Source organism: Streptomyces sp. NPDC086835, from assembly GCF_044745705.1.
Taxonomy (GTDB): domain Bacteria; phylum Actinomycetota; class Actinomycetes; order Streptomycetales; family Streptomycetaceae; genus Streptomyces.
The window spans coordinates 581,037-604,459 of record NZ_JBIVAU010000002.1; the positions used below are offsets into that span (position 1 = coordinate 581,037).

The following is a 23,423-nucleotide window of genomic DNA, read 5'->3' on the forward strand; positions in this document are numbered from 1 at the left end:
TCTTCCGCTCGCCGGGCAGCGAGCTGTTGACGATGACGCCTTTCGGCCGCTGCCCGGTCCGGGACAGGGTGGAGGCGCCCGCCTGCCGACGATCCGGGGCGGAATCGGCAGTAACGGGATTCCGGTGAACTAGCCGAGCGTCAGGGTGTAGTTGCGGCCTTCTGTCCGGCGGACGACGTAGCCGACTGCCTCAAGGCGACCCAGTCGCCGACGCAGGACCCAGGGATTCTCCGGTGCGTCGAACTCCACGCAGAGCACCCGGGGCAGGATTCTCTCCGCCGCGATCCAGTCCAGCACTGCGCCCTCCGCACCTTCGATATCCATCTTCAGCAGGTCGACATGGTCGTGTCCCAGCTTCTCGGTGAACGTCGCCAGCGAATGGCATTGGGCGTCGAACCCCGGACCGCTGCCGCGGACCTCCGTCGCGGAATGGGAGACATGCGCGGAGTCGGCGGGTGGGTGGAAGTGCAGAATCGCGTCCTCCTTCCACAGTCCGAAAGGGAGAAAGTGCCATCGGGGATCGGTGATTCCGCTCGCGTACTCGATGGAGCGCGGCGTGGGATCCATCGCCCATACCTCACAGCCGAACCGTTCAATGAGGGCGAGGTCGAAACTCGCGTCCTCACCGACCCCTGCCGCGTAGACGACCGAGTCCGCGGCGATCAGGCCGGTCGGGACCCACCACCCCCCGTAATCACTGCCCAGACGTTCCAGATCGTCGCGAGGCAGAATCCGGGTCAGCCGGGGTACGACAACCTCCGCCGCCTTGAGTTTGATCCGTCGGACCAGCGGTGTCACCGCGGCCCTTTCGAGGGCAGTTCTCGACAACGGGCGGCGCAGCTCGTCATTTCGCGTCACCGCGCACCCGGACACTTGCGAACTTCGGTGCTGAGCACGCGGAATGCCATTGGAGTGACCGTCATGACCGGAACCCTAAGCAGCGTGCGGTAACCCTCCCGGCATTCAAGAGCGCTTCCACGGAGGAATCACACCGTCGGCGTATGAGGTCGCTGGGGTATCTCGCCGGCTCGGCCGCCCGGTTCCGATCGCAGTCGGGCCAGGCGAGCGGCGCGGTTATCGGACTTGGATCAGCACCCCGGCCCGGTTTGGCGCTTACGCACTGTTCGTCTGGTAGTCATGGGATGCGCGAGTTGAGGAGTGTTCCGTGCCGTCAGTCCGCATCGCCGTGTTGATGACCAGCCACAATCGACGTGAGAAGACCCTGTCGGCGCTTGCCGCGCTCGCAGAACAGCATGGACTGCCGGAGGACACGGCCGTCCGTACCTATCTGGTTGACGCGGGCAGTACCGACGGCACCGCCTGCGCGGTCCGCGCCACCCACCCGGGAGTACAGGTCACCACGGTCGGCAGCGATGTCTACTGGGGCCACGGCATGCGCATCGCCAGCCGCGGCAGCCGAATGCCCGACGAGCCGGAATGGGACTACCAGCTCTGGCTCAACGACGATGTGACGCTGGACGGCGACGCCTTGGCCGTGCTGCTCGAAACCGCCCGCGCGGTCGGGTCCGGCAAGGTTGTCGTCGGCGCCGTACGGGCGCGGGACGGCCTCCGCACGACGTACTCCGGGCGCCGAGGCCGGGCCCTCGCGCTGGTCGAACCCACTGGACGGCCCGAGCCCTGCGACACGTACAACGGGAACGTGGTGCTCCTGCCCCGCGCCGTGTGGGAACGGGTCGGGGACATCGACGAGGTCTTCCGCCACGGCATGGGGGACTACGACCACGGACTGCGTGCCCGCCGCGCCGGCACCCGCGCCTATGTGACCCCGCGCCACGTCGGCAGCTGCGACTACGGCCCGCCTCTGACCGGCTCCCGTGAACCGGGCATCGGGGTGCGGGAGGCGCTGCGCCGGGTCACCTCGCAGCGCGAACTGCCGCCCCGCCAATGGTGGATCTACTGCCTGCGGCACTCCTGGCCGTGGGCCCCGTTGCTGCTGTTCTCCCCTTACGCGAAGACGGCGGCGCGAGCCGCGGTCCGCCGCTCTTTCGCTGAGGGCTGATCCTTTGTCCTTCGACCCGACGACACCGCTGCTTGGCTGCACCGCGTTCCTGCTCGGGGCGGCCCTCGTCGCGAGCTTCGTCCGCTGGCCCGGCTGGGCCATCGGTGTGTACACCACCGTCCAGCTCTGGCAGTCGTATCAGTCCATGCCCGGGTCCCGGTCGGGCGCGGGCGTGGATCTGCTTCCCACCGACGTGCTGACGATGTGTCTGCTGGCTGCGTCGCTCATCATCCTCGCGAGGAGGAGGGGGTACCGCGCCCCGCTGGCACTCCTCGCCCTGCTGTCCCTGACCGCCTGTGCGCTGCTCCGCGGATTCGGACGCTTCGATGCCCAGACGGTGGGCAACGAGGCCAGGACACACTTCATCCAGCTCCTGTGCGTCGCGTTCTTCGTCGCCGTCCTCTCTCCGGGCCGGCCGCTGGTGCGCACTGTGGCCCGCGTCTGGGTCGCGGCCGCCTGCGTTCTGTCCCTGCTTGCGCTGCTGTGGTGGCTGGAGGCCGGTATCGGCTCCAACTCCGAACAGGTCATGGTCGACGGGGTGCTCACCAACGCCCGTGCGCTGGGGCCGGCCGAGGCCCTGATCATCGGCCAGGCGGCCATGTTCCTGCTGTGCGGCCGGGGCCTCGCGGGCCCCGGCTTCCTGGCCTGGCCGCTGCTGATGGTCGTCGTCCTGATGCAGCACCGCACCGTCTGGCTGGCCGTCGGCATCATGTTCATCGGCTGGCTGCTGACGCGCCGTCACCAAAAGGGATCCCGCCTCGCGGCGCTCACCGTCCTGGGTTCCCTGAGCACGCTCGGCCTGCTGGCTGTCTCCTGGGGTGTCGCCGAAGGGGTTACATCGAGCCTCGGGGCTTCCAGTGAGGACGACGCGACGCTCGTGTGGCGCGTGGAGGGCTGGCTCGCGCTGCTGCCCAGGCTCGACGGAGTGCTGGACTGGCTGGTGGGACTGCCGTTCGGCTCGGGCTACGACCGCATGATGAACGGGGTCCTCATCACCTTCTCCCCGCACAACTACTACCTGGAAGTGCTGCTGCGCCTCGGGCTCCTCGGCGTCGCGGCACTCCTGGCGCTGTACGCGACGGCCGGGCGCGCGGCCGGCGCGGACCGCGAGCACGGGCTGCTGATCCGGCTGCTGATCTGCGGCCACCTGATCTTCATGACCACCTACCCGCTCTTCCCCGAGCAGGCCGTGATCCTCGGCCTGCTGGCGGCCTGCGCACGGCCGCGCAGTGACGCACCCAGTCCCCGTACGACCCAGGAGTCGCCGTGCCCGACAAGACCGCACTCATCACCGGCATCACCGGTCAGGACGGCTCGTATCTAGCCGAGCTCCTGCGCTCCAAGGGGTATCTGGTGCACGGCCTCGTCCGACGCGCGTCCACCATCACGACCCAGCGGATCGACCACCTCTACCAGGACCCGCACGAGCCCGACGCCTGGCTGCAACTGCACTACGGCGATCTCGCCGACGGCTCCCGCATGGCCGCGCTGCTGGAGCGCATTCAGCCCGAGGAGGTGTATCACCTCGCCGCTCAGTCGCACGTCCGGGTCTCCTTCGACGAACCCGAGTTCACCGGCAGCACCACCGGACTCGGCACCACCCGTCTGCTCGAAGCCATCCGGATGACCGGGTTGCCGTGCCGGTTCTACCAGGCATCCAGCTCCGAGATGTTCGGGACGACCGCGCCCCCGCAGTCCGAGGGGTCACCCTTCCACCCGCGGTCCCCGTACGCGGCCGCCAAGGTGTACGCGTACTGGATCACCCGCAACTACCGTGAGGCGTACGGCATCTACGCCGTCAACGGCATCCTCTTCAACCACGAGTCCCCGCGCCGGGGCGAGACCTTCGTGACCCGCAAGATCGCCCGCGCCGCCGCGAAGATCGCCAGAGGCGAGCAGCAGTTCCTGCATCTGGGCAATCTGGAGGCGCGCCGCGACTGGGGGTACGCGCCTGAGTACGTCGACGCGATGTGGAGGATGCTCCAGCGCGACCAGCCCGACGACTATGTCGTCGCCACCGGTACAAGCTACAGCGTCCGGGACTTCCTCACCTTCTGTTTCGAGCGCGCGGGACTGGACTGGGAGCGCCATGTACGTTTCGACGAGCGGTATTTGAGACCCTCCGAGGTTCCCGCCCTCATCGGCGACGCGTCCAAGGCGGAACGCGAGCTCGGCTGGCGGCCGACCGTTCTGGCTCCCGAACTGGCCCGCATCATGACCGACGCCGAGCTGGGCGCCCCGATCCCGGGGGCTCGGACGCTGTGACCCGGCTCGCCGGCCCGGATCCCAGCGACGAGCCCGCGCCACGGCCGACGGGCGCGAGACCGTCCATGCCGGCGCCAGGTGTCGGCACGGCGCGGACCCTGTCCCCACCGGACCATGGCCTGGCGGCGCTCTTCGCGCGGTGCCCGCTCCCGGCCGGCGAACCCACCGGATGACCACCGCCCGCTCCGCCGTGCACAGCCTGCTGTGGAACTTCGCGGGCGCCGCGCAGGCCGTCATCCTCCAGCTCGGCTACACCGCTCTGACCGCACGGCTCGTGGAGCCCGCCACCTTCGGGGCGTACGCCATCGCGGCCGCCGCACTCGGAATCCTCGCCTACTTCGCCAACGGCGGCGTGTCCGTCTGCCTGCTCCGAGCCCGCCGGCTCACCCGGCCGCTCACCCGCCTTGCCCTGCGCACGACCGCCGTCACCGGCTGCTGCTGCTTCGTGGCCGCGCAGCTCGCCGCACCGGCCGTCGGCCTGCTCTGGGACATGGAAGGGCTGGTATCCCTGGTGCGGCTGTTGAGCACTCAGTTCCTCGTCACTCCCATGTCCCTCGCGGCCACGGCCGCCCTGCGGCGCTGCGGACATGCGGCGCGCGTGGTGCGTCTGGAACTGCTCGGCCAGGCCTCGGGGTTCGGACTGTCCCTCACACTGCTGGTGGCCGGCTGGAGCCCGTACGCCCTCGCGGTCGCCACACCGCTCGCCGCGGCCGTGGTACTCGCCGGATCGCTGCGGCTGCTCGCCGCACAACCGCTGCCGGACGGGCCACGTCCGCCACTGGCTGAGCTGCTCGGTCCGTCCACCTTCTTCACCGGTTTCAGCCTGGTGCAGTACGGGTGCAACACCGCTCCCCTCTGGCTTGTCGGCGCCCTTTTCGGCCCGGCCGCAACCGGGTACTACTCGCGGGCATCCCTCTTCACCCAGCTTCCGGTGGCCATGCTGGCCCAGGGCATCAACCGTGCGGCCGCGCCCGCCCTCACCGAGTCGCGCGGCAGCAAGGGCGAGTACGACACGCTGTGCGGGGCCTCGGCGATCGGCCTTATCGGGTTCGGAGCAATCGCCGGTGTCGGTCCCGCCCTGCTCGGTGTGCTGCTCGGCCCCGGCTGGGAGTCCGCCGGGCGGCTCGTGCCGCTGCTCGCGGTGGGCGCGGCGTTCTCCCTGCTGGCCTGGGTCGGTGACTCCATCAACCAGGTGCGGCAGGCCCCGGGCGCCATGGTGGGTTCCCAGCTCGCTGCCGTGCTGGCGATCGCGTGCAGCCTGTTCGCCGCGTTCCGGCAGGAGAGTCTGTCCGTGCTCCTGGCCGCCGCGGTGGCCGGCCCGCTCGCAGCGCACGCCGTCCAGCTGGTGTGCTGGGGCGGCCCCCTGGCGATCCACGTGCTGCGGGCGCACGCAGCGCATGCCGCGGTGGGCGGCGCCGTCTTCGGGGTCTGCCACGCGGGCCTCGTCCAGGGCCCGTACCTCGGACTCATGGCCGCACTGCCGCTCGTCGCCGGGGTCGCGCTCCTTCGGGACCGGCTGCCCGCCTACGCGGTGGCGCGCCGACGAGGCCTGATCCGTCTCGGCAGAGGCACCATTGGCTCGCATGCCGTCGCCCGTTCCTCGGGCCGGCCGTGAGACGGCCGGCCCGGCCCGGCCCCGTGTGCGTGCTTCGTGTCGAGCCGGTGGAGGACGTCCGGGTCCGCGCCCGGGAGCCGTTCGCTGTGTCCGGTCACGCACTGCCGTGGACGAGGCATTCCAGACCGCGGGCGAACCGGTTGGCCATCGCTTCGACCGTGTAGCGCGTCGCGTCGGCGCGGCAGGCGCGCCGCAGGGAAGCCAACCGGTCGGGATCGGCGAGGAGCGCGGCCACGGCCGCCGCGTAGCAGTCGGCGTCGCCGTCGACCACCAGGGCGTTGCGCCCGTCCTCCAGATACTCGAACTCGGGGCTGTGCAGGGGCCAGACACAGGTCACCAGTGGTGTTCGGAGCGCGAAGGAGTCCACCGCGCAGAGTCCGACGGTTCCCGGCATCAGCATGACGTCGGCGGCAGCGCCGAGCAGCGCCTTGTCCCCGTCATCCGCGTGCCCCACGTGGACGACCGGGCCGCCGGCGGCCGCCACCAGATCTCGTTGGGCGCCGTCGCCCGCGACCAGCAGCCGGAAGCCCGGGACACGCCGGGCGATCCCCTCGGCCGCGGCCAGCAGGAAAGGGATTCGCTTGTTCCGGTCGAGCCCGCCGATGTACAGCCCGGTCAGCCCGGCGTTCAGCCCGTACCGTTCACGCAGGGCCGCCACCTCGGCGTCCGTGACCGCGTCGCGCGCCGAGGCCAGCGACCGGCTGTCGAGTGCGTTCTGCACCACCGTGACCCGCTGAGGCGGCACCCCGGCCCGCACCGCGTACTCCCCGCCCGCGTCGGTGTACGCGAAGAACCAGTCGGCCCTGCGGGTCAGCGCCGCCTTGGCCCATCGCTCGGGCATTCGGTGCCGCATGCTGTAGGTCCGCCCGTGCCCCCACAGCGCGACCCGCGTCCTGCGGCGTCGACGGGCGAGCAGCGGGTACGCGTCGATCTGGTGCAGCGCCTGGGGCAGCACGAGCGCGTCACAGGAGCGCGCCAGCGCGCCGAGCGGACGCCACACGATGCGGCGCCCGCCGATCCAGCAGTCGCGCTGTGGGAGCTCGATCGCTCCGGGCAGCGTGACACTGTCGCGGCGGTCCACCCAGTAGCCGGTCGGCGTACCGTGGGCGATGGCCAACTCCATGTCCCGTTCCGCCAGTTGATCGGCGAGCCGGGCATAGAAAGGCAACCTGTACGAGGTCATGTACGGCTGCACGAAGACGACACGAGCCCTTTTCATACCGACTCCAGGGGCATGGCCGTGCCGAGGAGTTCCCCGTAGAGCCGCACCATCCGTTCGGCCCAGACCTCTTCGCTGTACGCCTCTTCGTACACCCGCCGGCAGTGGGCACGCAGATCCGGGAAGCGGCTGCCCACCTCGCGCAGCACTCGGTCCAGCGGCTCCTCCCAGCCGGTGACGGCGCCGGTGCCCTCTGCCCGCACCGCGGCGTGCGTCGCGGAACCTTCGAAGGCGAGCACGGGGAGGCCGGCGGCGAGCGCCTCGATGTACACCAGCGGCATGCCCTCGTACCAGCGGCTGGGGAAGACGAGGCCGCGGTAGCCCGGCAGTCTGTGCCGCAGCTCGGTGCGGCCGAGCACACCGTGGAACCGCACCGAGCGTGGTGCGGCGGCGCGACAGTCCTCCTCCAGCGGACCGTTGCCGATGACGTCCAGCGGTACGTCGGCCGGCCAACGGCGGAGAAGGTCGAGGATGCCCTTCTCCGCGGTGAGCTTGCCCGCGTACACCCAGCGTTCCCCGGCCTCGACGGCCGGGCCGTCCACCGACGGCACGAAGTTGGGGATGAGCGCCATGCGCCGCTCGTCCACCCCGGCGCGTGCATAGGTGGTGCGGCCGAGCTCGGAGAGGACCACGATCCGGTCGGCGCGGCGCAGCAGCGGGTCGGCGGCCGCTCCGCCACGTCCCGCCCAGGCCAGCGGCAGTGTGGCGAGCCGGGAATCGCGGTAGCAGCCGGCACGCAGCCCGGCCCAGCGGTCCCCGTCCACGCACCTGGTGCAGATCGCGCCGTCGCGGTAGAGCGTCGCCGCCGCGCAGATCGGGCGGAAGTTGTGCAGCGTCGTCACGAGCGGACCGCGCCATCCGGTCAGCCAGTCGCGGCCGAAGTTGGGGAAGAGGTTGTGTACGTGCACGATGTCCGGGGAGAAGGCCCGCAGTTCGGGGAGGGGGGAGCGGCCGCGCCCGCCGGCCACCGTGACCGCGCACCGGAACGCGTGCAGCGGGCGGGTCCGCAGTTCGTCGGTGTGCGCGGCGATCATCCGTACTTCGTGTCCGGCCCTGTGCAGCGCCTGCGCATGGTCGAGGGGGGCCTCGTTCTCACCACCGGGGGCGGAGGTGCTGTAGAAGCTGTGGACCAGGGCGATCCGCAGCGGCCTCATACGCATGCCGCCTCTCGTGCGCGGAAGAGCACCACGTCGCACTGGAGCATCTGACCGGACTGCGGGTCGGTGAAGCCGGGGATGACGGACATCGGGGTGAGACCGAGATCCGACTGGAGCAGGTTCAACGCCTCGTCGAAGAGCAGCCCGCCCTCGTACAGCGGAACGAAGGACGTCTCGGTCTGGATGCCGAGGCAGTCCGCCGCGTGGGCGCCCGCACCGCGCAGCACGTGTGCCTCGTATCCCTGGACGTCCATCTTGAGGAAGACCCGCTCGCCCGGGACGACGATCTGCTCCCACAGATCGTCGAGCCGGCGGATCTCGGCCGTCTGCTCGCCGGTGTAACCGGCGTGCGGGGCCGCCCGCGAGTGGCGTTCCAGCATCGGGAGCACCGAACTGCTGGCGCCCGCGTTGCCGGCGACGTTCATCACGATGATGCCGGTGCGCTCGCCGAGCGCGTACGGCAGCACGGTCCAGGCGGGGTCGGACGATGACCGGCGGCGCAGTTCCGCACGCGGCCCGCTCAGCGGCTCGAAGGAGACGATGCGGCCCTGATAGCCGCTGCGACGCAGCATCGTCCCGTATCCACCGCTGTGTGCGCCCGTGTCGATGACCACGTCGATCCCGAACTGTCGCATGAGCTGGACGAGTTGAGGACCTGACCAGGTCGCCGGGTAGCGGGCGATGTCGATACCGAGACGCTGTACGGCGCTGCGTACGCGGTGGAGGAGGGTCACGGTCGTACTGCTCCTTTGCATGGCTGCCCAGAGGAGTTTCGGCGATTTCCCCACAGCACCCGCCGGCGCGGGTGGCCAAGAATGTCAGGGATTCGCGCATCGCCGTGTCGGGCCGAGGTCGGAGTGATGCCGGAGCCGAGCTGGAGCGGCATCTCCGTGAATCATCGACACCTTAATGTCCTTTACTCGCGTGCAGGGCACATGACACGACTGGCTTCCCAACCATCCGGAAAGCCCGTCGCGTTCGAACAGATGGTGAATTTGCATCCCCCGGAGGAATCAGGAGGCATCTTCGGGTGACGGCGGCTGGGGAACGTGCGGCGTCCTGAAGGTCGTCGAAAGATCGGCCTAGGATGCCGGCGTGGCCAACGTGAAGAGCGTCATCAAATCAGTGATCGGTCCGCTGAACCGTCCGGTTGCGCAGTCCCGGCTCGCCCTGGCAGTGAAGTCGCCGAATCTCTTGAAGGTCGAAATCGGCAGCCACGCAGCCCGACGCCCGGGCTGGATCTGCACCGATATCTCCTGGCGTACACGGCACTACTTGGATGCAACAAGGAGGTGGCCGGTCCGCACTGCCTCGGCGAGCCATGTCTACGCGGACAACATGATCGAGCACATCCGCCTGGAGCCCAATCGCCGCATGTTCCGTGAGGCGCATCGCGTACTCGTCCCGGGTGGACGCATCAGGTTGTCCACTCCGGACGTGGAGCACGTGGTCCGGCTCTACACGGCAGACGATGAGGAGACCCGACTGGAGATGGAGAGGTGGCGCCGGAAAGGCTACGAGATCCATCACCCCATCGATCTGCTGCGCACGACTTTCCAGGATTGCGGCCATCACATCGGATACCTGTGGGACTTCCCCACCCTGACGGCCGAACTCGAATCGGCCGGTTTCAAGAATGTCCGCCGCTGTGCGCCAGGGCAGAGCGACGACCCCGATCTCAGGAACCTGGAGGTCCGCCCCGACTTTGCTCTGACCGTGGAGGCGGAGGCGACCGGCTGAGAGCCGGACGAACTCCTGGCCGGATCACCGCAAAAGCCTTTGGAACGGGTCCGGCCGGCCTGGCCCCGCCTTCATACCGGTCATGACCCGCCCGCGGGCCTCCACAGCGATTGGCCGGACCCTGTAGTGCCCGCGAATACCTATGGCTGACGAGGCTTGCTCCTCGCGTGCTGTTCGCGAACACCTGCGAGTCTCTGGCATCCAGACCGTGTTTCCCGAGCCGGCCGACCAGGCTGCGCACCGGAAACGCCGCGGACGCGCCGGAGGCAGACGCCGCGCTTCCGACCGCGACGACTACCAGCAGCGCAACCCTGTCGAGCGCTGTATCAACTCGAGCGCTGTGTCAACCGCCTCAACCAGTGGCGCGGACCGGTCACCCGATACGACAGGACCGCCACCATCTCGCCCTCCACATCGCACGCATCCCCTGGTCCGCACGATGAGCCGATGGGAGCGACCTCGGGGCGCGGGGCGATGCCGCTCACTTGTCGACTGCACGCTCATGCCCGCGGCAGATCCAGACAATTCGAAAGAATCCGTCCCTCCCGCAGCTGGGGGGAGGGACGGGAGCCGTCGTGCGTCGGCGCGCTACGAACCCTGACGCACCGGGATGGACGTGAACGTCGGCGCGGGAGCCGGGTCCTGGAAGAAGTCGTTGCCCTTGTCGTCCACGACGATGAACGCCGGGAAGTCCTCGACCTCGATCTTCCAGACCGCCTCCATGCCGAGCTCCTCGTACTCGACGACCTCGACCTTCTTGATGCAGTCCTGCGCGAGCCGCGCCGCCGGGCCGCCGATCGAGCCGAGGTAGAAGCCGCCGTGCGTGCCGCACGCGTCCGTGACCTGCTTGGAGCGGTTGCCCTTGGCCAGCATGATTTTGGAGCCGCCGGCGGCCTGGAACTGCTCGACGTAGGAGTCCATCCGGCCGGCCGTCGTCGGCCCGAAGGAGCCCGAGGCGTAGCCCTCCGGGGTCTTCGCGGGACCCGCGTAGTAGACCGGGTGGTCCTTCAGGTACTGCGGCATCTCCTCACCCGCGTCGAGGCGCTCCTTGATCTTCGCGTGCGCGATGTCACGGGCGACGACCAGCGGGCCGGTCAGCGAGAGCCGGGTCTTGACGGGGTACTTGGAGAGCTCGGCGAGCATCTCGTCCATCGGCCGGTTGAGGTCGATCCTGACGACGTCACCGGCCTCGTCCAGGTGCTCGTCCGTCGTGTCCGGCAGGAACCGCGCCGGGTCGGTCTCCAGCTGCTCCAGGAAGACGCCCTCGGCCGTGATCTTGGCGACGGCCTGACGGTCGGCGGAGCAGGAGACGGCGATGGCGACGGGCAGCGAGGCGCCGTGCCGCGGCAGGCGCACCACACGCACGTCGTGGCAGAAGTACTTGCCACCGAACTGCGCGCCGATGCCGATCTTCTGGGTGAGCTCGAAGACCTTCTTCTCCAGCTCCTCGTCACGGAAGCCGTGGCCGAGCTCCGACCCCTCGGACGGCAGCTCGTCCAGGTAGTGCGCGGACGCGTACTTCGCGGTCTTCAGCGCGAACTCGGCGCTGGTGCCGCCGACGACGATCGCCAGGTGGTACGGCGGGCAGGCGGCCGTGCCGAGCGAGCGGATCTTCTCCTCCAGGAACTTCATCATGGAGGCCTCGTTGAGGACCGCCTTGGTCTCCTGGTAGAGGAAGGACTTGTTGGCGCTGCCGCCGCCCTTGGCCATGAAGAGGAACTTGTAGGCGCCGCCGTCGGTCGCGTACAGCTCGATCTGCGCCGGGAGGTTGGAGCCGGTGTTCTTCTCCTCCCACATCGTGATCGGGGCCATCTGCGAGTACCGGAGGTTCAGCTCGGTGTACGCGTCGTAGATGCCGCGCGACAGGGCTTCCTCGTCGCCGCCCTCGGTGAGCACGTTCTGGCCGCGCTTGCCCATGACGATCGCGGTGCCGGTGTCCTGGCACATCGGGAGCACGCCGGCGGCGGCGATGTTCGCGTTCTTCAGCAGGTCCAGCGCGACGAACTTGTCGTTCGACGACGCCTCCGGGTCGTCGATGATCCGCCGCAGCTGCGCGAGGTGGGCCGGGCGCAGGAAGTGCTGGATGTCGTGGATCGCCTCGGAGGCCAGCTTGCGCAGGGCCTCCGGCTCGACCTTGAGGAACGTACGGCCGTCGGCCTCGAAGGTGGAGACTCCCTCGGCCGTCACCAGGCGGTACGGCGTGGTGTCCTCCCCCAAGGGGAGCAGGTCGGAGTACGCAAACTCTGGCATTACGGCCATTCCTCACTCGACAGACGGCAGCGCCGCCTCCATTGGCGGCGCGCCTTCCAGCGTAGAACGACCGGAGAACCGCGATCCTGTGAGGTAAGGCTCACTTCGGGCCGAACCGGCCGGAGCCCGCCGTCACGGCCGGAACGGCGTGGGCCACTAGTCGCGATCTATCGCGTTTCGCTAGGGTGATGCCGTGGACCTCGACAAGCATGATTCAGCGGCCGCCGGCCGCGGGCAGCCCCAGAAGCCGGCCGCCCCGCTGGACCCGGACGGCGCCATCCGTGCCTCCGACGCCGACCGCGACCGGATCGCGGACATCCTCCGCGACGCCCTGGCCGAGGGCCGGCTGGACGCCGAGGAACATTCGGAGCGCATCGACGCGGTCTACCGGGCCAAGACCGTGGGCGAGCTGGAGCCGATCGTGCGGGACCTGCCCGCCGCCGGCCGGCGGTCCGACGCCGCCGCTCGCGCCTACGACGACTCGGCGGACCCGGGCGGCCCGGCGGAGAACCTCGTCGCCGTCTTCTCCAGCTCGACCCGCAAGGGCCGTTGGCGCGTGGGCCGCAGGACGAACGCCTTCTCGCTCTTCGGCAACATCGAGATCGACCTCACCGAGGCGCTCTACGGGCAGCGGCTCTCCGTGATCAACGCGACCTCGATCTTCGGCAACGTCGAGGTGCGCGTCCCCGAGAACATCTCCCTGCGCGGCAGCGGGACCGGCATCTTCGGGAACTTCGAGGTCGTGACGCTGGAGGCCGCCGATCCCGAGGCGCCGGTGGTCGTCGTCAACGGCTACACGGTTTTCGGCAATGTCGAGGCGAAGCCGAAGCGCGGCCGGCGGATCTCCGACCTCCACGACCGGCTCCGCAAGCACCTGCACTGACGGGTTCGCGGGCGTCGGCCGGAGACGATCGCGCGCGGCCGGGCCTTGGGGGCGCTTTCGCGCCGCACGCGCCGATCCGTAATTCCGTGCGTCGGAACTCAGTGCCACTCAGTGCATAGGCGTGCGCACAGCGGGTAGGGACTGCTGCATCGTCTCTCGCTCGCGAATCCCGTCGTCAGGAGTAGACCGTGCTGCAACTGCCGCATCAGTCCCTGCAGGTGGCCGCCGTGCCGCACCAGCGCATTCCTGCCCGGGAGGACCAGGCAGGTCCCTGGCACGCGGAGGCGGTGTGCCGCCGGGACGAGGCGGGACTGTTCTTCGCGCCCTCCAAGGAGCCGACGGCCGAGCGGCTGTCGCGTGAGGAGGCGGCGAAGAGGGTCTGCGCCCGCTGCCCGGTGATGGTGGAGTGCCGGGAACACGCACTGCTCCAGCCCGAGCCGTACGGCGTGTGGGGCGGCCTCACCGCGGCGGAGCGCCGCGTGGTGCTGGCCCGTCGCAGGCGGCGCGACGTCGAGGTGAAGAAGTCGGCCTCAGCGGCCTGATCCCGGACGACGGCACGGAAACGGGGCGCCCTCGCACACAGGGCGCCCCTTCCGTTTGCCTGCTCCGCACCCCGGCCGGCGTCGCCGGCCCGAGGACTACTGCGCGCGGTCGAAGTCGATCTGGCTGTACGCCCGGAGCTTCGACAGCCGGTGGGTGGAGTCGATCTGCCGGATGGTGCCCGACTTGGAGCGCATCACCAGGGACTGGGTGATCGCGGTCTCCGCGCGGTAGCGGACGCCGCGCAGCAGCTCGCCGTCCGTGATGCCGGTGGCGACGAAGAAGACGTTCTCGCCGGAGACCAGGTCGTCGGTGCTCAGTACGCGGTCCAGGTCGTGCCCCGCGTCGATCGCACGCTGCCGCTCGTCGTCGTCCTTCGGCCACAGCTTGCCCTGGATCACGCCGCCCAGGCACTTGATGGCACACGCCGAGATGATGCCCTCGGGCGTACCACCGATGCCCAGCAGCAGGTCGACGCCGGTGCCCTCCTTGACGGCCATGATCGAACCGGCGACGTCGCCGTCCGAGATGAACTTGATCCGCGCGCCGGTCTCGCGGATCTCCTTGACGATCCCCTCGTGGCGGGGACGGTCGAGGATGACGACCGTGACGTCCTCGGGCGAGGAGTGCTTCGCCTTGGCGACCCGCCGGATGTTGACGGACACGGGGGCGTTGATGTCGACGTAGTCGGCCGCCTCGGGGCCGGTGACCAGCTTGTCCATGTAGAAGACGGCGGACGGGTCGAACATGGTGCCGCGGTCGGCGGCGGCGAGGACGGCGATGGCGTTGGGCATGCCCTTGGCCGTCAGCGTGGTGCCGTCGATCGGGTCGACGGCGATGTCGCACTCGGCGCCGGTCCCGTCGCCGATCCGCTCGCCGTTGAACAGCATCGGGGCCTCGTCCTTCTCGCCTTCTCCGATGACGACGACGCCGTTCATCGAGACGGTGGAGACGAGGGTCCGCATGGCCTTGACCGCGGCGCCGTCGGCGCCGTTCTTCTCACCACGCCCGACCCAGCGGCCGGCGGCCATGGCGGCGGCCTCGGTGACCCGGACGAGCTCCAGGGCGAGGTTGCGGTCGGGGGCCTCGGGGGAGACCTCGAGCTGGGACGGCAGATGATTCTCGGTCATCGGAGCGCACCTTTCTGTACGACGACGGCCGTAAATAAAGAGGGTGGGGCGACTCTATCGGTACGTCGACATATTGAGCAGAGGGGGCCACGGATGAGCAGACCTGCCGGATGCGAACATGGTGGACGTGGCAGGTATGCGAGGCAAGCAGACGATCCGGGGCATGTTCCAGTCCATGGCGGTGATCGGCGTCGTCGTGGCGGGCATCTACATGCTCGTTCCGCACGACGAGAACGCCGACCCGATCAGGACGGTCGACTACCGCGTCGAACTGGTGACGGCGCAGCGCGCCGCCCCGTACCCGGTGGTGGCGCCCGACGGGCTGGACAAGGGATGGCGGGCCACCTCGGTGACGTTCGAGCGGGACAAGGCCCACGCCTGGCACCTCGGCTTCCTCGATCCGCAGGACCAGTACGTGGCGGTGGAGCAGTCCACGGCCCGGCCGGCCGACAAGTACGTCCGGGAGGTCACGCACGACGCCGTCAAGACGGAGCGGATCCAGCAGGTGGCCGGACGGGCCTGGCAGTTCTGGGACGGCCCGAAGTACGACGCCCTGGTGCTGACGGACGACCGCGCGACGACAGTGGTCACCGGCACGGCGGGGCCGGAGCGGCTCGCCGAGATGGCGGCGGCGCTCAAGGCCGGGGAGCCCGGGGGCACGGCGTCGCCCACCCCGTCGGCGAAGCCCTCCGCCGGCTCCTGACCCCTGGGGACGTGACCGCGCGCTGCGCGGGCGCATCTCGTACGGCGAAGGCCGCCGCACCCGCGTGGGTGCGGCGGCCTTCGTGTGCTGTGCGGGGCCCGTGCGTGCGTGCGGGCCCGTGCGGGTGCGTCGCTCAGACGGTGGTGACGACGTCCTCGTACGACAGGCGCGGGGAGCGCGGGAACCAGGCGTCGTCACCCGGCTTGCCGATGTTCACGACCATCAGGGGGGTGTGGTCGTCGTCCAGGAACTCCTTCTGGATGCCGGCGGCGTCGTAGCCCGTCATCGGGCCGGCGGCCAGGCCGGCGGCGCGCACACCGACGATGAAGTACGCGGCCTGGAGGGCGGCGTTCAGACCGGCGGCCTGCTCGCGGACCGGGCGCTCGCTGAAGAACATGTCCTTGGCCTGCGGGAAGTGCGGCAGCAGGGACGGCAGCTCCTCGTGGAACTCGTTGTCGGCCGCCAGGATCGCCACCAGCGGGGCGGAGGCGGTCTTCGCCTGGTTGCCCTCGGCCATGTGGCCGACGAGGCGCTCGCGGGCCTCGGCGGAGCGGACCAGCACCACGCGCAGCGGGCTCTGGTTGAAGGCGGTCGGACCGAACTTGACCAGGTCGTAGATCGCCTGGACCTGCTCCTCGGTCACCGGCTCGTCGGCGAACGTGTTGGCGGTACGGGCCTCACGGAAGAGGAGGTCCTGGGCGACGGGGTCAAGAACGAGGGACATGGGGCGTACCTTCCGCGTGCGTGAAAAAGCCTTACGGGGGCTGCCAACCGGGCCGCGTTGCATTAAATTTCAACTACATGCGGAATGTGTCCGTCATCACACCGGGCTCGCCGCCCGCGTCCGTCTCCCCGATGCGCCCACGCGCCGCGGCAGCGCTCATCCGCCGTCGGCCGCCCCGTCCTCCTCCGGCTTCGCCAGCGCCGCGTCCAGACGCGCCCGCGCGCCTTCGAGCCAGTGACGGCACACCTTCGCCAGCTCCTCGCCGCGCTCCCACAGCGCCAGCGACTCCTCCAGCGTGGTGCCGCCGGCCTCCAGCCGGCGCACGACCTCGATCAGCTCGTCACGGGCCTGCTCGTAACCGAGCGCGGCCTCTTCCGTCTTGGCAGCCATGCGATCCACCCTATGTATGAGAAACGACAACAGAACCGGCGCACACCGCGGGGGTCACTCGCCGACCCGCACCGAGAACTCGCCCTCCGCGACGCGCGCCCGCAGCGGGTCCCCCGCGGTGACCTCCTCCGGCGAGCGCACCACCGCCCCGTCGGCGCGCTGCAGCACCGCGTAACCCCGCTCCAGCGTCGCCGCGGGCGACAGCGACACGACCCGCGCCCGGGTGTGCGACAGCTCCGAGTCGGCGCGGTCCAGCAGATGGCCGAGGACTCGCCGGCTCCGGGCGACCAGAGCGTCGACCTCGGCCGCGCGCTCGTCCACCATCCGCTGCGGGTGCTCCATGCACGGCCTGGCGAGCGCATGCGCGAGACCGCGCTCCTCCCTGTCCAGCAGTCCCTGCACGGTGCGCAGCGCCCGGTCCCGCAGCTGCCGTACCCGGACCAGCTCCTCGCCCACGTCCGGGACGACCTTCTTCGCCGCGTCGGTCGGCGTGGAGGCGCGCAGGTCGGCGACCAGGTCCAGCAGCGGGGAGTCGGGCTCGTGGCCGATCGCCGACACGACCGGCGTCGAGCACGCCGCCACCGCGCGTACCAACTGCTCGTCGGAGAACGGCAACAGATCCTCGACGCTGCCCCCACCGCGCGCCACGATGATCACGTCCACCTCGTCCAGCGCGTCCAGCTCCTTGACGGCCTGGACCACCTGCGCCACGGCGTTCACCCCCTGCACGGCCACGTTGCGCACCTCGAAGCGGACGTGCGGCCAGCGCCTGCGCGCGTTCTCCAGCACGTCCCGCTCGGCCGCGGACGCCCGCCCGCAGACCAGGCCCACCCGGTGCGGCAGGAACGGCAGCGACTTCTTGCGGTCCGGCGAGAACAGGCCCTCCGCGCCGAGCGACCGCTTCAACTGCTCCAGCCTGGCCAGCAGTTCACCGATGCCGACCGGCCTTATCTCGACCGCCCGCAGCGACAGCTGCCCCCGCGGCGCGTACCACTCCGGCTTGGCGTGCACGACGACCCGGGCGCCCTCGGCCACGACGTCGGCGACGGCGTCGAAGACCTGACGGAAGCAGGTGACGCCCACCGAGATGTCGTACGACGGGTCGCGCAGCGTCAGGAAGACGACACCGGCGCCCGGGCGCCGCGACAGCTGGGTGATCTGTCCCTCCACCCAGACCGCCCCGAGCCGGTCGATCCAGCCGCCGATGAGCCGTGACACCTCGCCGACCGGCAGAGGGGATTCCGCGGACGTGTCGATAGCCATAGGGCCGAGCGTAACGGCCGGGTCGGACAACTCCGGCGCCCCGGGAGCGGACCGTCGGGCTCCTGTTTCCTCCGCCGGGGCCCCGCGAGCCCGGCATGATCCAGACGAGAGGCCCTTGGCTCTCCCGGCCGGACAGCGTCTCGCGCTGCCCCCGCCGCAGCGCCAGCACGATCAGTGAACACCGAGCCGGCCTGCGGCACGACCCGCACCATCTGCGCGTAGCTCATCGCGGTGAAAGCCATGGCGATGCCGGCGACGACGTAGACGAGGGCGACAGCGCCGCCCGACTTGGCGTCGAGGGTGCCGAACACGCCGACGGGCCATGGGCGCGATGAACAGCAGCCCGTAGACGACCAGGTCGCGGAACCCGAGTGTGCGCCGCAGCTCGCCGCCGCCGGGCACCTCCCCTGGGCGGGTCTCCTGGGTGGTGGCTCGCCTCATGGGGCCTCTCCCGCTCGGAGTACCGCCAGTCTGCTGCTGGTGTCCGATCAAACCCCTCATTGGCGCGGCCCTTACGATGGGGCACATGACTGCTACGCCTCCTGCCCGACGCGTCCTCCTCGCCGCTCCTCGCGGCTACTGCGCAGGTGTGGACCGTGCCGTGATCGCCGTGGAGAAGGCCCTGGAGCAGTACGGGTCGCCCATCTACGTCCGCCACGAGATCGTCCACAACAAGTACGTCGTACAGACACTCGAGAAGAAGGGCGCGATCTTCGTCGACGAGACGGCGGAGGTCCCCGAGGGATCCATCGTGATGTTCTCGGCGCACGGAGTGGCCCCGACCGTCCACGAGGAGGCGGCGGAGCGGAAGCTCGCGACGATCGACGCGACGTGCCCGCTGGTCACCAAGGTCCACAAGGAGGCCGTGCGGTTCGCTCAGGAGGACTACGACATCCTCCTGATCGGCCACGAGGGCCATGAAGAGGTCATCGGCACGTCCGGCGAGGCGCCCGACCACATCACGCTGGTCGACGGTCCCGAAGACGTGGCGAACGTCGAGGTCCGCAACCCCGACAAGGTCGTCTGGCTGTCCCAGACCACCCTCTCCGTCGACGAGACGATGGAGACGGTCGGCGCCCTGAAGACCAAGTTCCCCGGCCTGATCTCGCCGCCCAGCGACGACATCTGCTACGCCACGCAGAACCGCCAGATCGCCGTCAAGCAGATGGGCGCGGAGGCCGACCTGGTCATCGTCGTCGGCTCGAAGAACTCGTCGAACTCGGTCCGCCTCGTCGAGGTCGCCCTCGGCGCCGGCGCCCGCGACGCCCACCTGGTGGACTTCGCCGACGAGATCGACGAGGCATGGCTGGACGGTGTCTCCACGGTCGGTGTCACCTCGGGCGCGTCCGTGCCGGAGGTGCTGGTCGAGGGCGTGCTGGAGTGGCTGTCGCAGCGCGGCTTCGAGGACGTCGAGATCGTGAAGGCCGCCGAGGAGTCGATCACCTTCTCGCTGCCGAAGGAGCTCCGCAGGGACCTGCGCGCGGAGGCCGCCGCGATGTCGGCCGACCCGTCCGGGCAGTGACGCTCAGCTCGGCCCCTTAACGTTGTGTCCATGAACGTCTTCGGAGTTGACATCGGCGGGTCCGGGATCAAGGGCGCTCCCGTGGACCTGGACCGCGGCGATCTGGCGCAGGAGCGCCACAAGGTCCTGACACCGCAGCCGTCGACGCCGGACGCCGTCGCGGACGGCGTCGCGGAGGTGGTCGGCCACTTCGGGTGGACCGGCCCGGTCGGCATCACCTTCCCCGGCGTGGTCACCAGCGGCGTCACGCGCACCGCGGCCAACGTGGACAAGGGCTGGGTCGACAAGGACGCGGCCTCGCTCCTCAGCGACCGCCTCGGCGGTCTGCCCGTAACGATCCTGAACGACGCGGACGCGGCCGGTGTGGCGGAGATGACCTTCGGGGCCGGGCGCGGGCGTAAAGGCACCGTCATCATGCTCACGTTCGGCACCGGCATCGGCAGCGCGCTCTTCGTCGACGGCCGGCTGGTCCCGAACACGGAGCTCGGCCACCTCGAACTGGGCGGCCACGACGCGGAGACGCGGGCCTCGACGAAGGCCAAGGAGGACGCCGACCTCACCTGGCAGCACTGGGCGCGGCGGGTGCAGAAGTATCTGGCGCACGTGGAGATGCTGTTCTCGCCGGAGCTGTTCATCGTCGGCGGCGGGGTGAGCCGCAAGGCCGACAAGTTCCTGCCGCTGATCGAGGGCGTGCGCGCGGAGATGGTCCCGGCGGAACTGCAGAACAACGCGGGAATCGTGGGCGCGGCGATGGCGGCCGCCGGCAGGTGATCCGTACCGCGGGGGCGGGCCCCGGCCGTGGCGAGGCGCGTGGGCGGGCCTCCGCCGGGCCTCAGCCGGCCTCAGCCGGCCTCCGCCGGGTGTCAGCCGCGGCGGCCGGGGCCCGGCGGGCCCTGCGGCCCGCGCCCGCGGCGGTGCCGCCGCGTCATCGTCCGCACCTTCCGCACGCAGGTGATCACCCCGGCGACCAGCGTTCCGCCGTACAGCCATCCCGCGTGCACGGCGAGCGCCGTCACCACGGCCATCATCTGCCCGCCGAACCCGCCGTTGCCGCCGGAGAGCGGCACGATCCCGACGGTGAACGCGATCGGCACGATGATCGGCGCGCTGACCAGGTCGGCCTCCCGAACCCACAGCGCCGTGAGCGCGCTCACGGGCAGGAACAGCAGCCCGTAGAGGATCGCGGAACCGTCGAACAGCAACTCGTCGAGAGCGCCGAGCGCCAGCATCGTGGCGGCGGCGAACAGCCCCGCGCCGAGACCGGTCAGCCGGGGATTCGGCAGCCGGCGCAGCGCGAGCACCAGGGGAGGGACCGGGCGCGGCGGGCGGGCCGGCACCGGATACACGGTGGCGTCGGCGAGTGTGCCCGGTGCCGGGAGGGGAGCCGGCGGCTGCTGCCGCGGCTGGGGGCGACCTGTCCTGTGCTGCTCCACCCGCACAAACTAGGTCGCCAAGAGGTACGAAACCGTCACTAGACACGCCCTTTGGACGACCTTGGGGCTGCGTTCGACTCCGGGCGGGCCCGCGACGGCCGCAGCAGGCCGTCGCAGGTCCGTCCGCCGCGCCCGTAAACTGGTGGATCGGCCCCACTCACCGCGGGCCGCAAGGCCCCGCCAGTCATCACCCTCCACGTCAGGAAGTCGCCAACGTGTCGCTCACGATCGGAATCGTCGGTCTGCCGAATGTCGGCAAGTCGACCCTGTTCAACGCCCTGACCAAGAACGACGTGCTGGCGGCCAACTACCCGTTCGCCACCATCGAGCCGAACGTGGGCGTCGTCGGCGTCCCCGACTCCCGCCTCCCCGTCCTCGCGGAGATCTTCGGTTCGCAGCGCGTCCTCCCCGCCACGGTCGACTTCGTCGACATCGCGGGCATCGTGCGCGGCGCGAGCGAGGGTGAGGGCCTGGGCAACAAGTTCCTGGCGAACATCCGCGAGTCGGACGCGATCTGCCAGGTCATCCGCGCCTTCAAGGACGAGAACGTCGTGCACGTCGACGGCAAGGTCTCGCCGAAGGACGACATCGAGACGATCAACACCGAGCTGATCCTCGCGGACCTCCAGTCGGTGGAGAAGGCGGTCCCGCGCCTGACGAAGGAGGCCCGCCTCCAGAAGGACAAGGTCGCCGTCCTCGCCGCGGTCGAGTCCGCGCAGAAGATCCTCGAGTCCGGTCAGACGCTGTTCTCCGCGGGCATCACCAAGGGCACCGAGCAGGGCGACCTGCTCCACGAGCTGCACCTGCTGACCACCAAGCCCTTCCTCTACGTCTTCAACGTCGACGAGGACGAGCTCGTCGACGAGGACTTCAAGAACGAGCAGCGCGCCCTGGTCGCCCCGGCGGAGGCGATCTTCCTCAACGCGAAGATCGAGTCCGAGCTGATCGAGCTGGACGACGACGAGGCGCTCGAGCTCCTTCAGTCCATGGGCCAGGACGAGCCGGGCCTCGCGACCCTCGGCCGGGTCGGCTTCGACACCCTGGGCCTGCAGACCTACCTCACGGCAGGCCCCAAGGAGACCCGCGCCTGGACCATCAAGAAGGGCGCCACGGCCCCCGAGGCGGCCGGTGTGATCCACACCGACTTCCAGAAGGGCTTCATCAAGGCCGAGGTCATCTCCTTCGCCGACCTGGTCGAGACCGGCTCGGTCGCCGAGGCCCGCGCGAAGGGCAAGGCGCGCATGGAGGGCAAGGACTACGTGATGCAGGACGGCGACGTGGTGGAGTTCCGCTTCAACGTGTAGCGGACGCATTATCGCCACGTCGGCGATCTGGCCGACATGCAGGGCAGAAAGGGACCGGCCTTACGAGGTCGGTCCCTGGTCTTTCTGTGCGGGGGGCGTGCTAGGAAGGGATGAGAGCGGGCGGGTCCGCCCGAGCGGCATGGCGGCCCAGGGAGCACAGAACCTCCGCCAGGCCTGGATCCCGTTCCAGCGGACGCTTCGAGCACGCGTCCGAAAGGCGGCACAGCCAGGCACCCATGTCCGTGCCGTCCTCGACCGGGTCGAAGCAGCGTCGCACGCCGGCCAACCACAGGGCGTGGATGTCCTCGGCAGGCAGTGAGGAGTTCATCAGCACCTGCACATCCACGCCGAGCTGGTCGTCCTCCTCTTCAGCGGCCGCGTGCTGGGCAAGGGCGAGCACAGTGGCTTCGTCGAGGCGAAGCATCGAACGGGAGCACACCTACCCGGTCAGTCCACTGAGACCGAAGTCGTCCACGTGGTCCACGTAGTACACCTCGCGTTGCCTTGCCATCAAGGAACCTCCTGTGCGGAAGAGCGGTGCGGAGGACGAAGAGCCGAGGGCGGTACCCGTGGAAGACCGGATGCCGCCCTCGGTGGTACTGCTCAGCGGTCAGTCCACGCGCGGCATGAGCTGCAGAGTGCCGTCATCGACAACGAACTCGTTGTAGCCAAATCTCTCGCCCAGCTCGCGGTACCGGAGGTGCTGCGAGTCGCTGATCGGAATCAAGTACGCCTTGAGGACCCGCAGGAAGAGTCTGAACCCGAGGTCGGGGTCGACCTCGGTGACGACCCGTTCCAGCGACGGGACCACTTCCGGAACCCCGTAGTAGGGGTGGTCGGCGGTGGCGCGGTCCAACTCCGGTGCGAGAGCTCGTACCTCGGCGAGGACCGCGTCCTTCAACTCCGGATCCCACGCGGGTGCCTGCGGATGGGCAAGGGATCGCGGTTCGTCCCGGCGGATGCGTTCCTCGCAGACGTCCACGATCTGGCGGAGCCAGTCGCGTCCGTCCATCCATCGCTCCTCCGGGACGAACTTGGAGCGCACGGCCGCACACGACAGGATGTCGATCACCCTGGTCGGCAGGGGTGACTCCAGCAGCCTGAGGGCGTCTTCCCGGAGAGTGGGTGCGTAGGCACCCTCCCCCCAGTCCGCGGCATCCACGGCGATTTCCAGCGGAGTGAACTCGAAGGTGCTGGCGTACCACTTGGTGAGGCCGCTGAGACCGAAGTCGATCCAGATGTCCTTACGATCCATTGCTAGGTGA

23 protein-coding genes and 1 pseudogene are annotated in these 23,423 nt (G+C 69.8%); 11 read left to right on the forward strand and 13 right to left on the reverse strand.

Going from position 1 to position 23,423, the window contains the following annotated elements; translation table 11 throughout:
- Positions 1-129: 129 nt before the first annotated feature.
- Positions 130-873 carry an FkbM family methyltransferase gene (locus ACIPJI_RS08800; protein ID WP_402245248.1) on the reverse strand — a complete coding sequence of 248 codons (744 nt, stop codon included), beginning with the start codon at positions 871-873 and terminating at the stop codon, positions 130-132.
- Between the two features lie 292 nt (positions 874-1,165).
- Between ACIPJI_RS08800 and ACIPJI_RS08805 the strand changes: the two genes are divergently transcribed.
- From ACIPJI_RS08805 to ACIPJI_RS08820, 4 genes are all read left to right on the forward strand, one after another.
- Complete coding sequence (locus ACIPJI_RS08805) at positions 1,166-2,020, forward strand: glycosyltransferase family 2 protein (RefSeq protein WP_402245250.1); 855 nt, start codon at positions 1,166-1,168, stop codon at positions 2,018-2,020.
- A 4-nt stretch (positions 2,021-2,024) separates the two neighbouring features.
- A complete protein-coding gene (locus ACIPJI_RS08810) occupies positions 2,025-3,344 on the forward strand; it encodes a hypothetical protein (RefSeq protein ID WP_402245252.1) in 1,320 nt (439 codons plus the stop codon).
- On the forward strand, positions 3,287-4,285 hold the full coding sequence (gmd, locus tag ACIPJI_RS08815; protein ID WP_402245254.1) for a GDP-mannose 4,6-dehydratase: 999 nt from the start codon (positions 3,287-3,289) through the stop codon (positions 4,283-4,285). Before ACIPJI_RS08810 ends, gmd begins: the two co-directional genes overlap by 58 nt.
- A gap of 169 nt (positions 4,286-4,454) precedes the next feature.
- Positions 4,455-5,900: an oligosaccharide flippase family protein gene (locus tag ACIPJI_RS08820; protein ID WP_402245256.1), complete on the forward strand. Its 1,446-nt coding sequence runs from the start codon at positions 4,455-4,457 to the stop codon at positions 5,898-5,900.
- Between the two features lie 94 nt (positions 5,901-5,994).
- Here ACIPJI_RS08820 and ACIPJI_RS08825 read toward each other — a convergent pair whose 3' ends face one another.
- Genes ACIPJI_RS08825 through ACIPJI_RS08835 form a run of 3 tightly spaced genes read right to left on the reverse strand, consistent with a single transcriptional unit; the run spans position 5,995 to position 9,010 of the window.
- Positions 5,995-7,119 (reverse strand): glycosyltransferase, encoded by a 1,125-nt coding sequence (locus ACIPJI_RS08825; protein ID WP_402245258.1) that lies wholly within the window; start codon positions 7,117-7,119, stop codon positions 5,995-5,997.
- Entirely contained in the window at positions 7,116-8,279 is a 1,164-nt protein-coding gene (locus tag ACIPJI_RS08830) for a glycosyltransferase family 4 protein (protein ID WP_402245259.1), read from the reverse strand. The genes ACIPJI_RS08825 and ACIPJI_RS08830 overlap by 4 nt, the downstream gene beginning before the upstream one ends.
- Positions 8,270-9,010: an FkbM family methyltransferase gene (locus ACIPJI_RS08835; RefSeq protein WP_402245260.1), complete on the reverse strand. Its 741-nt coding sequence runs from the start codon at positions 9,008-9,010 to the stop codon at positions 8,270-8,272. The genes ACIPJI_RS08830 and ACIPJI_RS08835 overlap by 10 nt, the downstream gene beginning before the upstream one ends.
- A gap of 361 nt (positions 9,011-9,371) precedes the next feature.
- On the opposite strand from ACIPJI_RS08835, the gene ACIPJI_RS08840 reads away from it, so the two are divergent.
- A complete protein-coding gene (locus ACIPJI_RS08840; RefSeq protein WP_402245262.1) occupies positions 9,372-10,016 on the forward strand; it encodes a class I SAM-dependent methyltransferase in 645 nt (214 codons plus the stop codon).
- 588 nt (positions 10,017-10,604) lie between these two features.
- Here ACIPJI_RS08840 and ACIPJI_RS08845 read toward each other — a convergent pair.
- Positions 10,605-12,275 carry a fumarate hydratase gene (locus tag ACIPJI_RS08845; RefSeq protein WP_307708084.1) on the reverse strand — a complete coding sequence of 557 codons (1,671 nt, stop codon included), beginning with the start codon at positions 12,273-12,275 and terminating at the stop codon, positions 10,605-10,607.
- 184 nt (positions 12,276-12,459) lie between these two features.
- On the opposite strand from ACIPJI_RS08845, the gene ACIPJI_RS08850 reads away from it, so the two are divergent.
- Both ACIPJI_RS08850 and ACIPJI_RS08855 read left to right on the forward strand, forming a co-directional pair.
- Entirely contained in the window at positions 12,460-13,149 is a 690-nt protein-coding gene (locus ACIPJI_RS08850) for a DUF1707 domain-containing protein (protein WP_356623256.1), read from the forward strand.
- Positions 13,150-13,337: 188 nt separating this feature from the next.
- Positions 13,338-13,691 (forward strand): WhiB family transcriptional regulator, encoded by a 354-nt coding sequence (locus ACIPJI_RS08855; RefSeq protein ID WP_159687804.1) that lies wholly within the window; start codon positions 13,338-13,340, stop codon positions 13,689-13,691.
- Between the two features lie 96 nt (positions 13,692-13,787).
- On the opposite strand, the gene glpX is transcribed toward ACIPJI_RS08855, so the two are convergent.
- On the reverse strand, positions 13,788-14,819 hold the full coding sequence (gene glpX, locus ACIPJI_RS08860) for a class II fructose-bisphosphatase (RefSeq protein ID WP_307708086.1): 1,032 nt from the start codon (positions 14,817-14,819) through the stop codon (positions 13,788-13,790).
- Positions 14,820-14,955: 136 nt separating this feature from the next.
- Between glpX and ACIPJI_RS08865 the strand changes: the two genes are divergently transcribed.
- Positions 14,956-15,522, forward strand: coding sequence for a DUF4245 domain-containing protein (locus ACIPJI_RS08865; RefSeq protein ID WP_356623355.1), 567 nt, complete (start codon positions 14,956-14,958; stop codon positions 15,520-15,522).
- Positions 15,523-15,655: 133 nt separating this feature from the next.
- Here ACIPJI_RS08865 and ACIPJI_RS08870 read toward each other — a convergent pair whose 3' ends face one another.
- The 4 genes and pseudogenes from ACIPJI_RS08870 to ACIPJI_RS08885 form a co-directional block, all read right to left on the reverse strand.
- Positions 15,656-16,246 (reverse strand): malonic semialdehyde reductase, encoded by a 591-nt coding sequence (locus ACIPJI_RS08870; protein WP_402245265.1) that lies wholly within the window; start codon positions 16,244-16,246, stop codon positions 15,656-15,658.
- Positions 16,247-16,402: 156 nt separating this feature from the next.
- Positions 16,403-16,636, reverse strand: a complete 234-nt coding sequence (locus ACIPJI_RS08875) for an exodeoxyribonuclease VII small subunit (protein WP_356623254.1) — start codon at positions 16,634-16,636, stop codon at positions 16,403-16,405.
- A gap of 54 nt (positions 16,637-16,690) precedes the next feature.
- Entirely contained in the window at positions 16,691-17,899 is a 1,209-nt protein-coding gene (gene xseA, locus ACIPJI_RS08880) for an exodeoxyribonuclease VII large subunit (protein ID WP_356623253.1), read from the reverse strand.
- 146 nt (positions 17,900-18,045) lie between these two features.
- Positions 18,046-18,340, reverse strand: a pseudogene (locus ACIPJI_RS08885) (amino acid permease); the annotation flags it as partial.
- 76 nt (positions 18,341-18,416) lie between these two features.
- Between ACIPJI_RS08885 and ACIPJI_RS08890 the strand changes: the two are divergent.
- Together ACIPJI_RS08890 and ppgK are read left to right on the forward strand one after the other, a co-directional pair.
- Positions 18,417-19,421 (forward strand): 4-hydroxy-3-methylbut-2-enyl diphosphate reductase, encoded by a 1,005-nt coding sequence (locus ACIPJI_RS08890; RefSeq protein WP_307708090.1) that lies wholly within the window; start codon positions 18,417-18,419, stop codon positions 19,419-19,421.
- 30 nt (positions 19,422-19,451) lie between these two features.
- Entirely contained in the window at positions 19,452-20,192 is a 741-nt protein-coding gene (gene ppgK, locus ACIPJI_RS08895; protein ID WP_356623252.1) for a polyphosphate--glucose phosphotransferase, read from the forward strand.
- A 92-nt stretch (positions 20,193-20,284) separates the two neighbouring features.
- Here the strand turns inward: ppgK and ACIPJI_RS08900 are convergent, their stop codons facing one another.
- Positions 20,285-20,854: a DUF6542 domain-containing protein gene (locus tag ACIPJI_RS08900; protein WP_402245267.1), complete on the reverse strand. Its 570-nt coding sequence runs from the start codon at positions 20,852-20,854 to the stop codon at positions 20,285-20,287.
- Between the two features lie 215 nt (positions 20,855-21,069).
- Here ACIPJI_RS08900 and ychF point away from each other — a divergent pair, with 215 nt between their 5' ends.
- On the forward strand, positions 21,070-22,158 hold the full coding sequence (ychF, locus tag ACIPJI_RS08905) for a redox-regulated ATPase YchF (protein ID WP_307708093.1): 1,089 nt from the start codon (positions 21,070-21,072) through the stop codon (positions 22,156-22,158).
- A 100-nt stretch (positions 22,159-22,258) separates the two neighbouring features.
- On the opposite strand, the gene ACIPJI_RS08910 is transcribed toward ychF, so the two are convergent.
- Together ACIPJI_RS08910 and ACIPJI_RS08915 are read right to left on the reverse strand one after the other, a co-directional pair.
- The gene (locus ACIPJI_RS08910; RefSeq protein ID WP_402245269.1) at positions 22,259-22,582 is read right to left on the reverse strand and encodes a hypothetical protein; all 324 of its coding nucleotides are present in this window, start codon (positions 22,580-22,582) and stop codon (positions 22,259-22,261) included.
- A gap of 186 nt (positions 22,583-22,768) precedes the next feature.
- A complete protein-coding gene (locus tag ACIPJI_RS08915; RefSeq protein WP_402245271.1) occupies positions 22,769-23,413 on the reverse strand; it encodes a hypothetical protein in 645 nt (214 codons plus the stop codon).
- Positions 23,414-23,423 lie beyond the last annotated feature (10 nt).